The sequence below is a fragment of the Drouetiella sp. genome (genome assembly GCF_059504425.1).
The window spans coordinates 1-17,063 of the sequence record NZ_JCACIN010000039.1; the positions used below are offsets into that span (position 1 = coordinate 1).

11 protein-coding genes are annotated in these 17,063 nt (G+C 48.5%); 10 read left to right on the forward strand and 1 reads right to left on the reverse strand.

The window, feature by feature from the left end; all coding sequences use genetic code 11:
• The 5 genes from AC5JMP_RS08560 to AC5JMP_RS08580 form a co-directional block, all read left to right on the forward strand.
• On the forward strand, nucleotides 1-1,683 hold a 1,683-nt coding region (locus AC5JMP_RS08560; protein ID WP_495851030.1), incomplete at its 5' end, for a HEAT repeat domain-containing protein.
• A 206-nt stretch (nucleotides 1,684-1,889) separates the two neighbouring features.
• Nucleotides 1,890-2,219, forward strand: a complete 330-nt coding sequence (locus tag AC5JMP_RS08565; protein ID WP_495851062.1) for a hypothetical protein — start codon at nucleotides 1,890-1,892, stop codon at nucleotides 2,217-2,219.
• Complete coding sequence (locus tag AC5JMP_RS08570; protein WP_495851031.1) at nucleotides 2,220-3,512, forward strand: WD40 repeat domain-containing protein; 1,293 nt, start codon at nucleotides 2,220-2,222, stop codon at nucleotides 3,510-3,512.
• 38 nt (nucleotides 3,513-3,550) lie between these two features.
• Complete coding sequence (locus AC5JMP_RS08575; protein ID WP_495851032.1) at nucleotides 3,551-4,213, forward strand: caspase family protein; 663 nt, start codon at nucleotides 3,551-3,553, stop codon at nucleotides 4,211-4,213.
• Nucleotides 4,214-4,362: 149 nt separating this feature from the next.
• Nucleotides 4,363-5,277, forward strand: coding sequence for a hypothetical protein (locus AC5JMP_RS08580; protein ID WP_495851033.1), 915 nt, complete (start codon nucleotides 4,363-4,365; stop codon nucleotides 5,275-5,277).
• Between the two features lie 58 nt (nucleotides 5,278-5,335).
• On the opposite strand, the gene AC5JMP_RS08585 is transcribed toward AC5JMP_RS08580, so the two are convergent.
• On the reverse strand, nucleotides 5,336-5,491 hold the full coding sequence (locus AC5JMP_RS08585) for a hypothetical protein (RefSeq protein WP_495851064.1): 156 nt from the start codon (nucleotides 5,489-5,491) through the stop codon (nucleotides 5,336-5,338).
• Between the two features lie 176 nt (nucleotides 5,492-5,667).
• Between AC5JMP_RS08585 and AC5JMP_RS08590 the strand changes: the two genes are divergently transcribed.
• From AC5JMP_RS08590 to AC5JMP_RS08610, 5 genes are all read left to right on the forward strand, one after another.
• Nucleotides 5,668-6,429, forward strand: a complete 762-nt coding sequence (locus tag AC5JMP_RS08590) for a hypothetical protein (RefSeq protein ID WP_495851034.1) — start codon at nucleotides 5,668-5,670, stop codon at nucleotides 6,427-6,429.
• A 358-nt stretch (nucleotides 6,430-6,787) separates the two neighbouring features.
• The gene (locus AC5JMP_RS08595; protein ID WP_495851035.1) at nucleotides 6,788-8,503 is read left to right on the forward strand and encodes an AAA-like domain-containing protein; all 1,716 of its coding nucleotides are present in this window, start codon (nucleotides 6,788-6,790) and stop codon (nucleotides 8,501-8,503) included.
• Nucleotides 8,500-12,411: an AAA-like domain-containing protein gene (locus AC5JMP_RS08600; RefSeq protein ID WP_495851036.1), complete on the forward strand. Its 3,912-nt coding sequence runs from the start codon at nucleotides 8,500-8,502 to the stop codon at nucleotides 12,409-12,411. Before AC5JMP_RS08595 ends, AC5JMP_RS08600 begins: the two co-directional genes overlap by 4 nt.
• A gap of 38 nt (nucleotides 12,412-12,449) precedes the next feature.
• The gene (locus AC5JMP_RS08605) at nucleotides 12,450-16,055 is read left to right on the forward strand and encodes a WD40 domain-containing protein (RefSeq protein WP_495851037.1); all 3,606 of its coding nucleotides are present in this window, start codon (nucleotides 12,450-12,452) and stop codon (nucleotides 16,053-16,055) included.
• Nucleotides 16,056-16,118: 63 nt separating this feature from the next.
• Complete coding sequence (locus tag AC5JMP_RS08610; RefSeq protein ID WP_495851038.1) at nucleotides 16,119-16,739, forward strand: CHAT domain-containing protein; 621 nt, start codon at nucleotides 16,119-16,121, stop codon at nucleotides 16,737-16,739.
• The last annotated feature ends 324 nt before the right edge of the window (nucleotides 16,740-17,063 follow it).

Consider the following 17,063-nt stretch of genomic DNA (forward strand, 5'->3'; position numbering starts at 1 on the left):
GACAAAGCCGTCGATGCCTTAATCGCTGCTCTCAACCATGAAGACAGCACCGTTAGAACAAATGCAGCAGAGGCACTAGGAAAGATTGGCACTGACAAAGCCGTCGATGCCTTAATCGCTGCTCTCAACCATGAAGACAGCACCGTTAGAACAAATGCAGCAGAGGCACTAGGAAAGATTGGCACTGACAAAGCCGTCGATGCCTTAATCGCTGCTCTCAACCATGAAGACAGCACCGTTAGATACAGGGTAGCAGGGGCACTGGGAAAGATTGGTACTGACAAGGCCGTCGATGCCTTAATCGCTGCTCTCAACGATCAAGACAGCACCGTTAGACACAGGGTAGCAGGGGCACTAGGAAAGATTGGCACTGATAAAGCCGTCGATGCCTTAATCGCTGCTCTCAACGATCAATACAGCGCCGTTAGAGAGAGAGCAGCAGAGGCACTGGGTCGGATTGGCACTGATAAAGCCGTCGATGCCTTAATCGCTGCTCTCAACGATCAAGACAGCACCGTTAGACACAGCGTAACAGGGGCACTGGGTCGGATTGGTACTGATAAAGCAATTAATACCTTGATTACCGCTCTCAACCATGAAGACAAATACGTTGGATACATGGCGGCAGGGGCACTGGGAAAGATTGGCACTGACAAAGCCGTCGATACCTTAATCGCTGCTCTCAACGATCAAGACAGCACCGTTAGATACAGGGTAGCAGAGGCACTGGGAAAGATTGGCAACGACAAAGCCGTCGATGCCTTAATCGCTGCTCTCAACCATGAAGACAGAGGCGTTGGATACTGGGCAGCAGAGGCACTGGGAAAGATTGGCACTGACAAAGCCGTCGATGCCTTAATCGCTGCTCTCAACCATGAAGACAGCACCGTTAGAACAAATGCAGCAGAGGCACTGGGAAAGATTGGCAACGACAAAGCCGTCGATGCCTTAATCGCTGCTCTCAACGATCAAGACAGCACCGTTAGATACAGGGTAGCAGGGGCACTGGGAAAGATTGGTACTGACAAGGCCGTCGATGCCTTAATCGCTGCTCTCAACGATAACGATGGGCACAACCAGGTTAGATACAGGGCGGAAGAGGTACTGAGAAAGATTGGCACTGACAAAGCCGTCGATGCCTTAATCGCTGCTCTCAACGATAACGATGGGCACAACCAGGTTAGATACAGGGCGGAAAAGGTACTGAGAAAGATTGGTACTGACAAAGCCGTCGATGCCTTAATCGCCGCTTTTAACGATAACGATGGGCCCAACTACGATATTCGGGGTGCAGCAGCGGCATTGGAACAGATTGGCAATGACAAAGCCGTCGATGCCTTAATTACCGCTCTCAACGATCAGAACAGCGCCGATAGAGAGAGAGCAGCAAAGGCATTAGGTCGGATTGGTACTGATAAAGCTGTCGATGCCTTAATCACCGCTCTCAACCATGAGACCAGTGACGTTGGAGATAATGCAGTAGCGGCACTGGAAAAGATTGGCAGGGTAGACTGCCTGGAAAAATTGCTCCAGTCAGCCGCACCCGATTTGATTTACCGTTCAGATCTCTTTCCCTTAGCCAGACGTTGGGCGATTCGCTTTAGCAAGGATGGGTTGCCCTTTATTCCGGTCTATCCAGAGTGGGTTAAAGCTGCCAAACCTATCGATCGAGCGGAGGACTAAGCCACAGGCTTGCTGATTAGGTAGAGTGGTTGGTTTTGCTGTGAAACACCCATATCATTGAACGAAGGATCAATTGCATGAACGACGTTTAATTGTTATCCTCCTTCCCTTACTGTTGAGCCAGGGTGCAGCAATAGCTCAAACTGCCTCCCAGAATCCAGCAGAGCCTGAAGAGCGATCGGTTTCTCGGTCTAAAACTGTGGTCAATTAGCAGGAATAGGCAACCCATGAAAACCATTCTGATCCTGGCATCCAATCCCAACGGCACATCCGTCCTCGACCTCGATCGCGAAATTCGAGATATTCGAGAAGGATTACGGCGATCGCAAAATTGCGACCAATTCCACATCGAACTGCGCGGAGCCGTGCGACCGATTGATCTACGGCGATTGCTGCTGGAGGTGAAACCCCAGATTGTGCATTTTTGTGGACACGGAGATGGAGAAGACGGATTGATTCTGGAAGATGATGACGGCAAAGCCCAACTGGTGAAAAGTGATGAGCTAGCGCGTCTGTTTGAGATTTTTGCAGATTAGGTGGAATGTATTCTGCTCAACGCCTGTTACTCTGACGTGCAAGCCACAGCCCTGATTCAACACATCAACTATGTAATTGGCATGAACCGCAAGGTTCCCGATGCCGCCGCGATCGCCTTCTCCATAGGCTTCTATGACGGCATTGGTGCTGGGGAATCGGTTGAGACGGCTTATAAGCTGGGATGTAGTGAGATCGAAACGGATCTTCCCAACCTATCAAGCACAAACCGTAAGCTGATCCCCATCCAATCACCTGAGAGTGAACACCCGCTGGTTTTACCAGACTATCTAATTCCTGTTCTGAAACAAAAGGAGCAACTGAATGAGATCGTTCCTGCTCTTGCCGTCTCAACTCCCAAGGCTCAGCTTGAACCGCTGATTGGTCATTCGGATTGGATTCGATCGCTGGCATTTAGTCCCGATGGCAAAACCATTCTCAGCAGCAGCAACGATCGCACCGTCAGAGTATGGGATATCGAGGCAGGACGGCTCCTCCATTTGCTCACAGGACACCGCGATCGAGTCAAGTGTGTGGGAATCAGTCCAGATGGACAACTGCTGCTCAGTTGCAGTCCCGATGCTCAAGTCAGGGTGTGGGATAAGAAACTGCTGACCCATAAAAAGACGGGGGACTGCCGCCATCTGGTCAAAGCATCCTCTCGGCTAATGACCCTGGTGAATGCGTTACCTATCAGTTCCAATCCGCAACGTCCTATCTTTGCAACCGGAGCAGAACATGGCAAAGTCTCAATTTGGCATTTAGAAACTGGACAGTTGCAACGAACGATACAAGCGCACAGTAGCCCAGTTTTGTCGCTGGCATTTAGTGCCGATGGGAAATGGCTTGCCAGTGGGAGTCAAAACAAGACCATTAAGCTCTGGGATCTGGATAGTCCAAATGAACAACCGCTGTATGTCATTGAAGATGCTCACCTGAATCAAATTCTGTCGCTTGCAATTAGCAGTCAACACCAAATTTTGGTCAGCGGTGGAGCTGATCGCACCATCAAACTATGGGATTTAGTAACAGGGAAGAAGCGAGCACCCAAACACATTCTCGAAGGTCATGCGGGACAGGTGTGGTGTGTGGCGGTTAGCCCCGATGGCACAAGAATTGCCAGCGCCAGTGCGGATTTTACGGTGAAGCTGTGGAATATAGAGACAGGGGATCTGCTGCAAACCTTTACGGGGCATTTAGGAGAGGTGCGATCGGTGGCTTTTAGCCCGGACGGCAAACTCTTGGCTAGCGGAGGAGACGATCTGGAGATTAAACTATGGAAAATGTCGAACTAGCATCAATTCTCACTTCTCGATCTTATCCATAATTTTCTATGCCTGATCAACCCTCCACCCGAAAAGCAGAGCTAGTTGATTCTGAGTTGTATTCCCAGTATCGGGATTGCGATCGCTGGGCAGTTATTGTTGGCGTTTCAAAATACCAGGACTCAAAACTGAATTTGAGATATGCCGACCGCGATGCGGAGGAACTTTATCAGCTACTGCTTACTCCCAATGGAGGAAGTTTTCAGGCTGAGTACGTTTGCAAGCTTACCAACAAGCAAGCGACAAAGAAAAACGTTACACGTGCATTGCGGGGCTTCTTGAAAAAGCCAGCGAGAGAAGATTTGGTGCTGATTTATTTCGCCTGTCATGGTTCGCCTGATCCCGAGCGACCAAGCAATATTTATCTCCTTACTCATGATACTGACCCCAGTGATATTGCAGGAACTGCCTTGCCCATGGGGGATATCGATCGTGCGCTGAAAGACACTCTGCTCTCAGAAAAGGTCGTTATTTTAGCGGATACCTGCCACAGTGCAGCAATTGGTGGGGGCATTAGAAGCAGGAGCTTGACTGAGAGTACAACATTGATAAACCGCTACCTAAAAGAGATCAGTATTGCAAGAGGAGGAACTGCCTTACTTACGTCAGCAGAGTCGAATGAGGTAAAAGATGGGGAGGTGGGCACGGAGTATTCACTTACTACCTCTTGAGAGGGCTGAAAGGTGAAGCTGATTCTAACCGGAATGGTTTCGTAACAGTTGGCGAGTTATTTGAGTACGTACGCGAGAGTGTAAAAAATGCCACCAATCATAAACAGCATCCCAGTATTGGAACAAATCCATTCGATCGGAATTTACCCTTGGCGATCACGAACCTAGGTACAGAAGGACAACCTTTGAACTTGATGACGAGCAGTAGCCTTTTGCTCTTAAATCAGGGGAAAGCAAATCCAAATACTAAAATTCGGCTTGTCCTGTTTACCCTGGCAACTACAATCGCAGGTTGTGCTGTCCTCATTCTAATTAACAGATGGCATGAGCATTTTTTGGCAGATCCAGGTGCCGTGATACCATCAAGCTCCTCTCCTTCAATCTCTCCTCCAATTAGTGCTGATATTTTTGAAAAAGCTCTCGCTTTAGAGCAAGCAACAATTACCCAAATGCCTAAAGACGGATTAACTGAAGATGCTCTGGAACAAGTTATCGAAAATTGGCAAAATGCTATTCGGTTGATGAAACAAATTGTTCCCACGAATGAAAATTATCTGCAAGCATCTCAAAAGCTAAGTGAGTACGAAAATCAGCTTCGATATGTTGAAGCACTCAGAGTTGGTATTATTGCCGCAAAACTTACACAAGCAGGGAAGGATAACACTCTATCTCTTGAAGAATGGGAAAATATTAAACGCCTTTGGCAGCAGGCAATGACTAAGTTAAACGAAGTTCCATCTACTGACTCAAATTATGCTAAAGCACGACGCAAAATGGAGGAGTACCAAAATAATGAGAGTTATGCAAGCCAAGCAAGTTCACTTGCCCCATATATTCAAGGCATTAGAAAAGCTGAAAATGCAGGCAGGTCTGCAACGACAGCAAAATCCCAAGAAGATTGGTTAGAGATTGCAGGATTATGGGATCAGGCATCTGGATTGATGCGGAAAGTGTCTAGCCAATCCGTTTACTATGAAACAGCTAAGAAGAAGAGTAGCGAGTATCAATCTAAGCGAACATACGCTCAACGACAGGCTGTAAAGCTTGTGAGTGGGGAGTCTTAGAATTTTCAAGGCGTAAGAACAATCGCACTTGTTCAAGGCTCTAACCGAATGCTTCGGCTTAATACACCAAGCCATATTGAATCCGGGTAGACTCTTGATGATCTAGAACTTGCTGCAACGTTGACTGACGCACATAAACCACAGCTAGTGTCTCTAAATGGTGGGGCTGAATCTTCTCAAAACGCCATCCCAAAGGCTCATTCTTGTGGTTCATTGCCCTGCTCCTTCCGGGTCGCAATCGCCATCTGGCTCTCCAGCATTTGACCTAGTATCCAGACATAGGCGTTTGCGGTTGGACGGAGGGGTTGGGGATCTACAAGACTTGCTCTTCAATCATGAACCACAAAATCCGAACAATAAAATTATTGATATACAAGCAGGGGTATTACAATGTCATCTTCAAATTACTATTGGTCGCGCCGCTTGGTCCGAGGTTTTGGCAAAATGTGGTTTCTGATCATTCCCCAGGAGGCTAACAGCAGTGGAGGCGGAGCCAGTCTACTCGGCTCGGTTGTGAATGAGATGTCTGGCGGACTCTTTCCAGGAGGTGCTGGATTTACCATAATTGGCAAAGACTTTCCGGAGCCAAATCATTTAACAACGACTCAGTTGCTTCTAAAAGCGATCGAATCTCATCGCAAAGAGCTGAAACTGGCAGATGATGAGCAAATTGTTGTAGAAGTGAAATATCCTGACCTGAATGTTGTCTTTGAAAAATCTGATGCTTTAAAGTCTAGTGTCGGCAATTTTCCAAGCTTGCCAGTCTCTTTCAGCATTGACTATTCACGGATGGAGAAGATTTCAATTCAGTTTGGAGCCAATACTCGCAAGCTGTTTATTCCAACGGGCTATCTCAGTCGACTCAAAGACTTTGTGGGTGGAGATGACAGTCAAATCACGACCGATATCAGTATTGATAAAGAAACGATCGTTCATCAGATTCTGCTGACCGATCGGTATAGCGTTACCTTCGAGTCTGCTTCAGCCTTTGACTCTAATTTTGAAGCTGCCGCCAATCTTGGGAATATGCTGAATGCAGGTAGGATTTTGTTTGACATCGAACAAACTGAGAAAAAACAGGTAACGGTGACCGTTAATGATGGAAGTGAGTACCTGATCGCGTTAAAAGACATTGACTGGGACGATCTTTAGTACTCTAGAACCAATTTTATTGAGCTAGGCGATCGACCTGCTTCTATAATTTGCTCGAAATGAAATAGAATCTGCTTAATTGTAAGCAATCGGCAGTAAATAGAATTTTTGAGCTATTTACTGTTTCGGCACCAGATATTGAGTCAATTTACCCAAAATCTATAAAATAACGCTATCTCTACAATGAGTTTGAGATCGTTCACAAAAACATTCATTAGAGGGAGGCAGCACAATTGTCAACTTTTATCTAAATTATGGATATCTTAATCTGAAATTACCTTCAGAGCTTTGCTGCCCTATCAGTTCTATTCAGGATAATTAACTACAGTCGCTATCAAATTCGTTGCAGCAAGCACCTATGCCTAGCCCCTCAAAGAGACTGATTTTATTCTTAGCCGCTAATCCTCAAAATTCTACTCCGCTACGTCTAGACCAAGAAGTGAAAGAAATCGAGGAAGGTCTGAAGCGATCGCAGAAGCGTGATGAGTTTCAGCTAGAACAACAGTGGGCAGTTACAGCTAGAGACGTGCAGCGATCGATGCTAGACTTCAAGCCCAACATTGTTCACTTCTCTGGGCATGGTGTGGGACAGGGCGGACTGGCGCTTGAAGATGCCAATAAGCAGGTGAAGCTAGTTAGCGGCGAGTCTTTAGCCAAGCTATTTAAGCTGTTTGCCGATCGGGGTGTGGAGTGCGTTCTGCTCAATGCCTGTTATTCCGAGGTGCAAGCTGTAGCAATTGCCGAGCATATTCCCTACGTGATTGGCATGAGTCAGGCAGTGGGCGATGCGGCTGCCAGAGAGTTTGCTGTCGGGTTTTATGATGCCTTAGGAGCCGGAGAATCGATCGAGTTTGCCTTTGAGAATGGCTGTATCAGCATTAGCTTGGCGGGCATCCCCGAAGATTTGACGCCCGTTCTACGACGGAAACTAGATTCGGGTGCTCTAATTCAGCCCCTTATGAGTGTCGCTCCACCCATTCCAGTGAACGATCCACGCTCACTGGTAGTAGTCGAAGAGGCTGCTCCTCTCCCTCCAGCTCAAGCCTCCCTCCAACTTGACGTTCCCGAAGGTATGGTGAGCTTAGACTCGCAGCTATATGTTGAGCGTCCGCCCATCGAAGAAAACTGCTTTGAGACTATCCTTAAACCTGGCGCTTTGATTCGCGTCAAGGCTCCCCGGCAGATGGGTAAATCGTCATTGATGCAGCGAATTTTGCAACATGCCAACCAAAAGGGACACCGCACGGCACATATTAATTTTCAGTCAGTCGATGCCGATTTTCTGACCAGCCTTGACCAGTTCTTACAGTGGTTTTGCGCCACCGTCGCTGATGCACTGGGGCTAGAAGATAGGCTAGCCACTCAGTGGAAGGGAATTTTGGGCAGCAAAAACAAATGCAGTAACTATTTTCAGCGCTATTTGCTCCAAGAGATTCCGGGATCGCTAACGCTGGCACTAGATGAAGTCGATCAAGTGTTCCAACACCTGGAAATTGCCGACGGCTTTTTTAGCTTGCTGAGAGTTTGGCATGAGAACGGTAAAAACGATGATATTTGGAAAAAATTCCACCTGGTGATTGCTCATTCTAAAGAAGTCTACATTCCACTCAATATCAACCAATCTCCCTTTAACGTCGGCTTACCGATCGAGCTACCTGAACTCAACGCCGCGCAGATTAGCGAACTTGTGCACCGGCATCAGCTGAACTGGGGCGATCGTGAAATTCAGCAGTTGAAGAACGTTGTCGATGGGCATCCCTATCTGCTGCGAAGGGCGCTCTATGAGATCGCCAGTGACAATATCACTCTGCCGCGTTTCCTGGAGATCGCTGCTACTGATGCTGGCCCCTTTTATGACCATCTACGGCGGCATCTACTCAACTTGCAGAACGATCCCAAGCTCGAAGCAGCCATGAAGACAGTGATTGCCAGCGATCAGCCAGTGCGGATTGATCAAACTCAAAGCTTTAAGCTGCGCAGCATGGGGCTAGTAGAGCTACGCGGCAGCGACGTCATGCCTCTGTGCAATCTATACCGTGACTACTTCCGCGATCAGTTAGGAGTCAAAGTGTGAGTGCTCCCCAACCCCTCTATGAGTACCAAGTAGGCGGCAGCCTTCCTGTAGATGCACCCTCCTATGTCAGCCGTCAAGCCGATCGCACGCTTTATGAAGGACTGCGATCAGGCGAGTTTTGCTACGTTCTCAACGCCCGCCAAATGGGGAAATCCAGCTTGCGGGTACAGACAATGCGGAACCTGAAAGCCGAGGGCATTGCCTGTGCGGCAATCGACATTACCAGCATTGGCACTCTAGATATGCTGCCAGAGCAGTGGTACGCTGGGATAATTGATAGCTTGGTCAACAGCTTTCGGCTTTATAATGGCTTCGACTTGGGATCATGGTGGGAAGCCAACGCGCTGATTTCTCCAGTGCAGAAGTTCAGCAAATTTTTGGGCGAGGTGTTGCTCTGCTCCCTTCCTGGTGACGTTGTTATCTTTGTCGATGAGATCGACAGCATTCTGAGCTTGGAGTTCAACAGCGACGACTTTTTTGCCGTTATCCGCGACTGCTACAACAATCGAGCTGATCAGCCTGATTACCGTCGCTTAGCCTTTGCCATCATTGGTGTAACCACTCCCTCAGACCTAATTCAGGACAAACGCCGGACTTCATTTAATATTGGTCGGGCAATTGAGCTGAGTGGCTTCAGCTTGTCCGAGGCAGACCCTTTACTTCCGGGTCTTGCGACCAAAGCTGAGAATCCGCAGACGGTTATGCGCGAGATTCTCAGCTGGACGAGCGGGCAGCCATTTCTAACGCAGAAAGTCTGTCAGATGGTGCGGAATTCGGCGTTTCCGATCGCTGCAGGTGCTGAAGGCGAGTGGATTGCCAACTTGCTTCAACATGCCGTGATCCACAACTGGGGATCGCAGGATGAACCCATACATTTAAGAACAATTCGAGCACGGATTATGGACAGCAGTGCCCAAAGAACAGGGCGGCTACTAGGGCTCTATCAGCAGATCTTGCAGCAAGGAGGCATTCCTACAGACGACAGTCCAGAGCAAATGGAGCTACGGCTATCTGGGCTGGTTGTCAAGCGGGATGAGCAGCTACAGGTTTATAACCGTATCTATGAATCGGTGTTTGATTTAGATTGGGTGAACCAATCGCTAGAAAATTTGCGTCCCTATGGTGAAGCGCTATCTGCGTGGGTAGAGTCGGGCTATGAAGACGAGTCGCGCCTCTTCCGTGGGCAGGCGCTCGTTGATGCTCAGTCATGGGCAGCAGGCAAGAGCTTAAGCGATCTGGATTATCAGTTTTTAGCAGCAGGTCAGACGATCGATCGCCGAGATGTGGAAACCCGCTTAGCAGCCGAATCAGCAGCGCGATCGCTGTTGGCAAAGGCAAACAAGAAAGCCAATCGTCGCGTTTGGTTAGGGACAGTCATATTGGCAGCAACATTAGCAGGGGCGATCGTAGCTGTAATTACTGCCTGGCAAAGCACTTCAACCGCTAAACAGCAGGTAGCAGCAGCAACACAAGACAAAAATAAGCTTGAGCAGGAAAAGCAAAAGATTCAGCAGGAGGCAGATTTGGCTCTAAAGAGAGCGGAGGGGCGCAAGCAGCTGGCTGAAAAAAAGCTACAGCTGGCTGACCAGAATCTAGAAACTGCCAAGCAACGGGTAGCAGCAGCAACACAACAGCTTCAAAGTTCGCAGCTTCAGGCTGCTAAAGCCGAGCAAAATCAACAGCAGGCTCAGCAGCAGGTACAAGAAGCTAAGGCAAGCCTGCAAGTGGCACAGCAGTATCAGCAACAGGCGGCTTTGGCTTATGTAGTGGCTCAACGTGAAACAGCAGCAGCTCAACGTGAGACAGCGACCGCTCGGCAAGGAACGACGTTAGAGCGGGAAGGAACGTCAATCTCGCGCCGATTAGATGCCAATGGTGCCAAAATTGGGGAAATTGAGGCCCTGTCTGCGGTGCTTCCCTTGGCGGAGCAGCTTAAGCAGATTGTTGGAGCAGCTCCATTGCAGAATTATCCAGCTTTTAGTCCTTTTTCTACGTTGCAGAAAGTACTGTACCGAAACCTGTATCAGCCCGAGCAGTTCAGCGAGCAGAACCAATTTGAGGGGCATGGTCAGTGGATTAGGAGCGTCAGTTTTAGCCCAGATGGACAGACGATCGCTACAGCCTCTGGAGATGGAACGGCGCGATTATGGCAGCGATCGGGAAAACTTATCCAAGAGTTCCCAGGAAATCAGGTGGGCGTTTGGAGCGTCAGCTTTAGCCCCGATGGACAGCAGATCGCCACTGGGTCACAGGATGGCATTGTTCGCCTGTGGCAGCGATCGGGGGAATTAATTGCAACATTTCAGGGCTCTCAAGCGCCCGTTAGCAGCGTTAGTTTTAGTCCAGATGGGCAGCAGCTTATCACGGCATCATTGGACGGCAGCGCTCGACTATCAAGTCGATCGGGAGAACTCATCCAGGAATTTAAAGGGCATGAAGAGGGCGTTTGGAACGCTACTTTTAGCCCTGATGGACAGACGATCGCAACTGCATCAGGAGATGGGACAGTGCGGCTGTGGAACAAAACTGGAGAACAGATTCGATCGTTTAAGGCGCATGAGAAATTGATTTGGAGCGTCAGTTTTAGCCCCGATGGGCAGCAGATCGCTACTGCCTCCGATGATAATACCGCTCGGCTATCAAACCTGATGGGAGAACTCATTCAAGAATTTAAAGGGCACGAAGGAGCCGTGTATGCCATCAGCTTTAGCCCTAATGGACAACAGATTGTGACTGCTTCTGAAGATCGGACGGTTCGACTATGGAGTCGATCGGCAGACTTAATTCAGGAATTTAAGGGACATCAGGGAGGTGTTTGGGGCGTCAACTTTAGTCCTGATGGTCAACAGGCTGTCACTGCTTCAGGCGATGGCACTGCTCGATTGTGGAGTCGATCGGAAGGGTCAAGTCATGAACTGAAGGGACATCAGGAAGCGGTCTGGAGCGCCAGCTTTAGCCCTGATGGTCAACAGATTATTACTGCTGCGGGAGATAGTACTGCCAGACTGTGGAGTCGATCGGGAGAACTGCTTCATGAGTTTAAGGGGCATCAAAAATGGGTAAGAAGCGTCAGTTTTAGCCCAGACGGACGAGAGATTGCCACCGCGTCCGATGATGGCACAGCTCGATTATGGCGCGTGACGGGAGAACTGCTTCATGAGTTTAAAGGGCATCAAGCAGGCGTTTGGAGCATCAGCTTTAGCCCCGATGGACGAGAGATTGTCACCGGATCAAGAGATGGCTCGGCTCGTCTGTGGAATGTAACTGGAGACCTGATCACTGAATTGAAGAGCAATCATAGTGGGGTTAACAGCGTAAGTTTTAGTCCCAATGGTCAGATGATTGCCACTGGCTCAGACGATAGTACTGTTCAACTCTGGAGCCGCACCGGAGAGTTGGTGAAGGAGTTTGCAGAGAGAGAGGCAGCTGTTTGGAGTGTGAGCTTTAGCCCTGATAGTCAACAGATTGTCACTACGTCAAACAATAGTGGAGCTGTTCGGCTACGGAGTCTGACGGGAGAACTGATTCAGGAGTTTAAAGGTCATCAAGGAGTCGTCTGGAGCGCCAGTTTTAGTCCCGACGGTCAGCAGATTGCAACTGCATCAGACGATCGCACGGTGCGACTGTGGAGTCGGACAGGAGATTTAATCCTAGAACTCCCAGGTCATCAGGGAGCCGTCTACAGCGCCAGCTTTAGTCCCGACGGACAGCAGATTGTCACGGGATCGATCGATCAAACTGCGCGGTTATGGCAACTGTATAGCTTAGAAGATCTAATTCAACGCGGTTGTGGCTGGCTCAATAATTATTTAGCAACTCATGCCGAGGCACAAAATGTTTCGCAGTCCTGCCAAGCTTCTACTCAATTACCAAATCAATTAATGGCGGCTCCAAATTCAAGCAGATAAAACAAGGCACCCGAAAAACTCTATACCCCTAAGTTTCTATGAGCGTTGTCCCTAGCCCCTCATACCCATACCAAGTTGGCGGCAGCTTGCCGATAGATGCCCCCTCTTATGTTCACCGAAAAGCCGATCGCAGCCTCTATGAAGCCCTGAAGTCAGGCGAGTTTTGCTATGTCCTCAACGCCCGACAAATGGGTAAATCGAGCCTCCGGGTTCAGACAATGCAGCGGCTCAAAGCTGAGAACATTGACTGTGCGGCGATTGACATCACCAGCATTGGCACGGCAGACATCACGCTAGAACAGTGGTATGGCGGAGTCATTGACAGCTTAATCAACAGCTTTAACCTGACTGAGAGCTTCGACCTAGAAGCTTGGTGGGCAGAACATCCGCTGATTTCTCCAGTGCGGAAGTTTAACAAGTTTCTGGGTGAAGTATTGCTGCAGCAACTCTCTGGCAACATCGTCATCTTCATTGATGAAATTGACAGTATCTTAAGCCTTGACTTTAACAGCGACGACTTTTTTGCCGTTATCCGTGACTGCTATAACAACCGAGCTGATCAACCCGATTATCGCCGCTTAGCCTTCGCAATCATTGGTGTTGCTACTCCCTCGGATCTGATTCAAGACAAACGCCGTACGCCCTTTAATATTGGGCAGGCGATCGAGCTAGGTGGCTTTAGCTTATCTGAAGCTGATCCGCTTCTACCGGGTCTCGCCACAAAAGCCGAGAACCCACAGGCTATGATTCGAGAGGTTCTCAATTGGACAGGCGGACAGCCGTTTCTGACTCAGAAAGTCTGTCGGTTGGTGCGAGACTCAGCTTTTCCTATTACTGCCGGGGCCGAACAGGAGTGGCTTGCCAATCTGTTACAACACGCTGTCATCTACAACTGGGAGTCTCAGGATGAACCTGAACACCTCAAAACAATTCGCAATCGGATTACCTACAGCTCTTCTCGAGGAACAGGGCGGTTGCTGGGGTTGTATCAGCAGATTTTGAGGCAGGGCAAAGTTCTAGCAGATGATAGTCCCGAGCAAATGGAACTACGACTGTCGGGGTTGGTTATGAAGCAAAGGGAACACCTGAAAATCTATAACCGCATTTATGCAGCAGTCTTTAACCAAGAATGGACAACTAACTTATTAGCAGCCTTGCGTCCCTATGCCGAAGCTTTAGAGGCATGGGAGGAGTCGAACTTTCAAGATGAGTCCCGTCTACTGCGAGGGCAGGCCTTGCAAGAGGCTTTAGCCTGGTCAGCCAGTAAAAGTTTAAGCAATGTTGATAATCAGTTTTTAAGGGCTGCTCAGGAATTGGATAGACAGGAGGTGCAACTGACGCTACAAGCTGAAAAGCAGGCTAAGAAAGCTGCTGAATACAGAATTAAATCTCAAATAAGAATGGTGGCGATGGTCGGTTTACTAGCTGCAGCGTTGGCAATGGCGATCTTCAGCGTTCAGCTCGGCTTTGAGCGAAATCAGGCCCAAACCTCTGAAATTAAAGCCCTAAATGCCTTGTCAGACTCCCAGCTCCTTTCAAATAAACAGCTCGAAGCGCTAGAGTCGAGCGTCAGGGCTGGAGAGAGTTTGTCTAAGCTGGGAACACAGCCTGAGATTCAAGCAGAAACAGAAGACCAAATGCGGGCGACGATTTATGGGGTTCAGGAATGGAATCGTCTACAAGGTCATGAAGCCGACTTATGGAGCGTTAGCTTTAGCCCGGATGGCAAAATGATTGCTTCATCAGCCTTCGACAAAACAATTCGGCTTTGGAACCCCGAAGGACGGTTGCTCAGAACGTTGACCGCGCACACCGATGGGGTCGTCAGCATCCGGTTTAGCCCAGATGGTCAAACGATCGCCTCAGCCAGTCACGACCGGACAATTAAGCTATGGCGAGTGGCAGATGGACGGTTACTCAAGACGCTTTCAGGACACAGCAATCGCGTCAACAGTATTGCGTTTAGTTCAGATGGTCAAATGATTGCTTCAGCCAGTGCTGATGGCACTCTTAGGCTTTGGCAAGTGAAAGACGGGCGTTTGCTCAGAACTTTTCCGACCTGTGTCAGTACTGAGAAATCTTGCCAAGGTCATAAAGGCGAGGTTCTGGGCGTTAGTTTTCATCCTGATGGCACAATCCTTGCTTCTGCTGGTGAAGACAAACGAATTAAATTTTGGAGTACAAAAGGCCTCCTGTTACGAACGATTGAAGGATGTAAAGAAGGAGATAAAAATGCTGGAAATTGCCGAGGACATTACGCGTTAGTTCAAGGACTGAGCTTTAGCCCCAATGGAAAATTCCTGGTGTCGGCAGGTGCAGATAGTACGGTGCGATTGTGGAAATCTAATGGAACCTGGATTAAAACACTCAATAGCCATTTAGATGTAGTCAAGAACGTTAACTTTAGCTCAGACGGACGTTTCTTTGCGACGGCTAGCTCTGATAGTACCATTAAGCTCTGGACGGCAGATGGTCTATTGCTGAAAACTTTTAGGGGGCATAATGGACCCGTTACAGGCGTCAGTTTCTCGCCCGATGGCAAAACTTTAGTTTCTGCTGGCTACGATAAAACAGCAAGGCTTTGGAAAGCTGAGCCTTTGCCTCTGGTTGCAGTACGGGCACATCTTGACGGTGTAAAGAGCGTCAGTTTCTCTCCTAACGGTCAACTTTTGGCTTCGGGAGGAGCCGATAATTCGGTGAAACTCTGGAGATCAGATGGAACCCTGCTCAAGACCTTGGAAGGTTGTTTACCAGAAGCCAAAAGCTGTGCAGGGCATAGTAATATTGTCAATAGCGTTAGATTTTCTCCCAATAGCCAGCTTTTGGCTTCAGTCGCAACTGACAACCGGGTGAAATTATGGAAGAGTGATGGCACCTTACTGAAAACGATCGAGAGTTGTCCGGGAAATACCAAGGATTGTAAGGGTCATACTATATCGGTTAGGAGTGTGAGCTTCAGCCCTGACGGCAAAATTCTAGCGACATCAAGCGACGACAAAACTATTAAACTTTGGAAGACAGATGGAACTTGGCTTAAAACATTAACCGGACATCAGCAACCCGTTCTGAGCGTGCAGTTTAGCCCAGATGGTCAAATGCTGGCTTCGGCAAGTCGGGATGGCACCATTAAACTTTGGAAAGACGGCAGTTTAGTGAAAACAATCAAGGCTCACAAAGATTGGGTTTCACGAGTTGACTTTAGCCCAGATGGTCAAATGCTACTCTCTTCAAGCTATGACAATACCGCAGTTCTTTGGAGTTTGGAGGGTCGCCTGTTGAAAACTTTAACAGGACATACTAACTGGGTCAGTAGCGCTATGTTCTCACCGGACGGTCGCCTGATTGCCTCCGCCAGCCATGACAGTACAGTCAAGATTTGGAACCTAGAAGGTCGGTTGCTGAGAACCATACCCCACAGCAACGTGATTTTAGATGTAGCTTTTAGCCCAGATAGTCAGAGACTTGCAACGGCTGGAAATGATACCTCTATCAAAACCTGGCAAATGGAGAAGGAAGAAATGGAGATTCCTAAGCTGGATGCTCTTCTGAGTAAAAGTTGCACCTGGTTAAAAGGGTATTTGACGAACAATATTGCCGTTTCCTCAAACGACAGACACCTCTGTGATGGCATCGAAACTCAATAATTGCATTCAGAGCCTATCCGGTTAATTAGTTTTCTGCGACCTTCAACCCCGAACTGCTGCTCTATGAAAAGAACTATCCTAATCCTTGCTGCCAACCCTCAAAGTACCGGCCGTTTGAGGCTCGATCGCGAAGTGCGTGATATTGAAGATGGATTGCGGCGATCGAAATTTCGCAATCGGTTTCAGTTAGAGCAGCGATGGGCAGTGGAGCCGCGAGATATACAACGAGCCATGCTAGAGGTGAAGCCGCACGTCGTGCATTTCTCAGGGCATGGCGAAGGCGATGCAGGTCTAGTGTTTCAGGACGTGATGGGGCAAATTAAGCTGGTTAGCTCAGAAGCTCTGTCTGGCTTGTTTGCGCTATTTGCCGATCGCGTAGAGTGCGTCTTGCTAAATGCTTGCTATGCGGAAGTGCAGGCAGAAGCGATCGTTCAACACATTAACTACGTAATTGGAATGAAGCAGGCTGTGCGAGATGATGTCGCCATTACTTTTGCCGTTGGATTTTACGAGGGGTTGGGCGACGGCTTGTCGATCGAAGCAGCTTTTGAGCAGGGAAAACAGGCAATCCAGACAATGCTAGCTGGTGGTGGCATTGCTCGGAAGCTATCTGTTGTTCTACCGGATGATTCCCCTGCGCCGCTTCCAGACTCTTTAATTCCTGTTTTGAAATGCAAAAATTGACTGAGTTCGCGCTACGACTATGAATCAATCAAGTAACCGTTAGAAGCAACAAAGCGAGGAAGGTTTCATGCGTCTCCGAAAAGCTTTTTCTTAAGGAAAAGTTTTGTTTGCAGCGATCGGTCACTCTTAAAGCTAAGATTGGGCAACTTATATTACGCAATTATATGGGGGATAGGGCAGAGGCAGCCCACTAAGGCTGGTGAACACACTATCTGGTGTGAATAACTTTTTAGCTTATTTGGAACGTTTGGGCAGGGAGCAGTTAGACTACTTGACTGCTGTTTCATCAGATGTCAAGCAGTAAACAGAGACGTAATTTTTACA

What these genes read in the sequence shown, in the direction of transcription:
- AC5JMP_RS08575 (WP_495851032.1), top strand. Translation starts at nt 3,551, where the DNA reads ATGCCTGATCAACCCTCCACCCGAAAAGCAGAGCTAGTTGATTCTGAG.
- AC5JMP_RS08585 (WP_495851064.1), bottom strand. Translation starts at nt 5,491, where the DNA reads ATGAACCACAAGAATGAGCCTTTGGGATGGCGTTTTGAGAAGATTCAG.
- AC5JMP_RS08590 (WP_495851034.1), top strand. Translation starts at nt 5,668, where the DNA reads ATGTCATCTTCAAATTACTATTGGTCGCGCCGCTTGGTCCGAGGTTTT.
- AC5JMP_RS08595 (WP_495851035.1), top strand. Translation starts at nt 6,788, where the DNA reads ATGCCTAGCCCCTCAAAGAGACTGATTTTATTCTTAGCCGCTAATCCT.
- AC5JMP_RS08605 (WP_495851037.1), top strand. Translation starts at nt 12,450, where the DNA reads ATGAGCGTTGTCCCTAGCCCCTCATACCCATACCAAGTTGGCGGCAGC.
- AC5JMP_RS08610 (WP_495851038.1), top strand. Translation starts at nt 16,119, where the DNA reads ATGAAAAGAACTATCCTAATCCTTGCTGCCAACCCTCAAAGTACCGGC.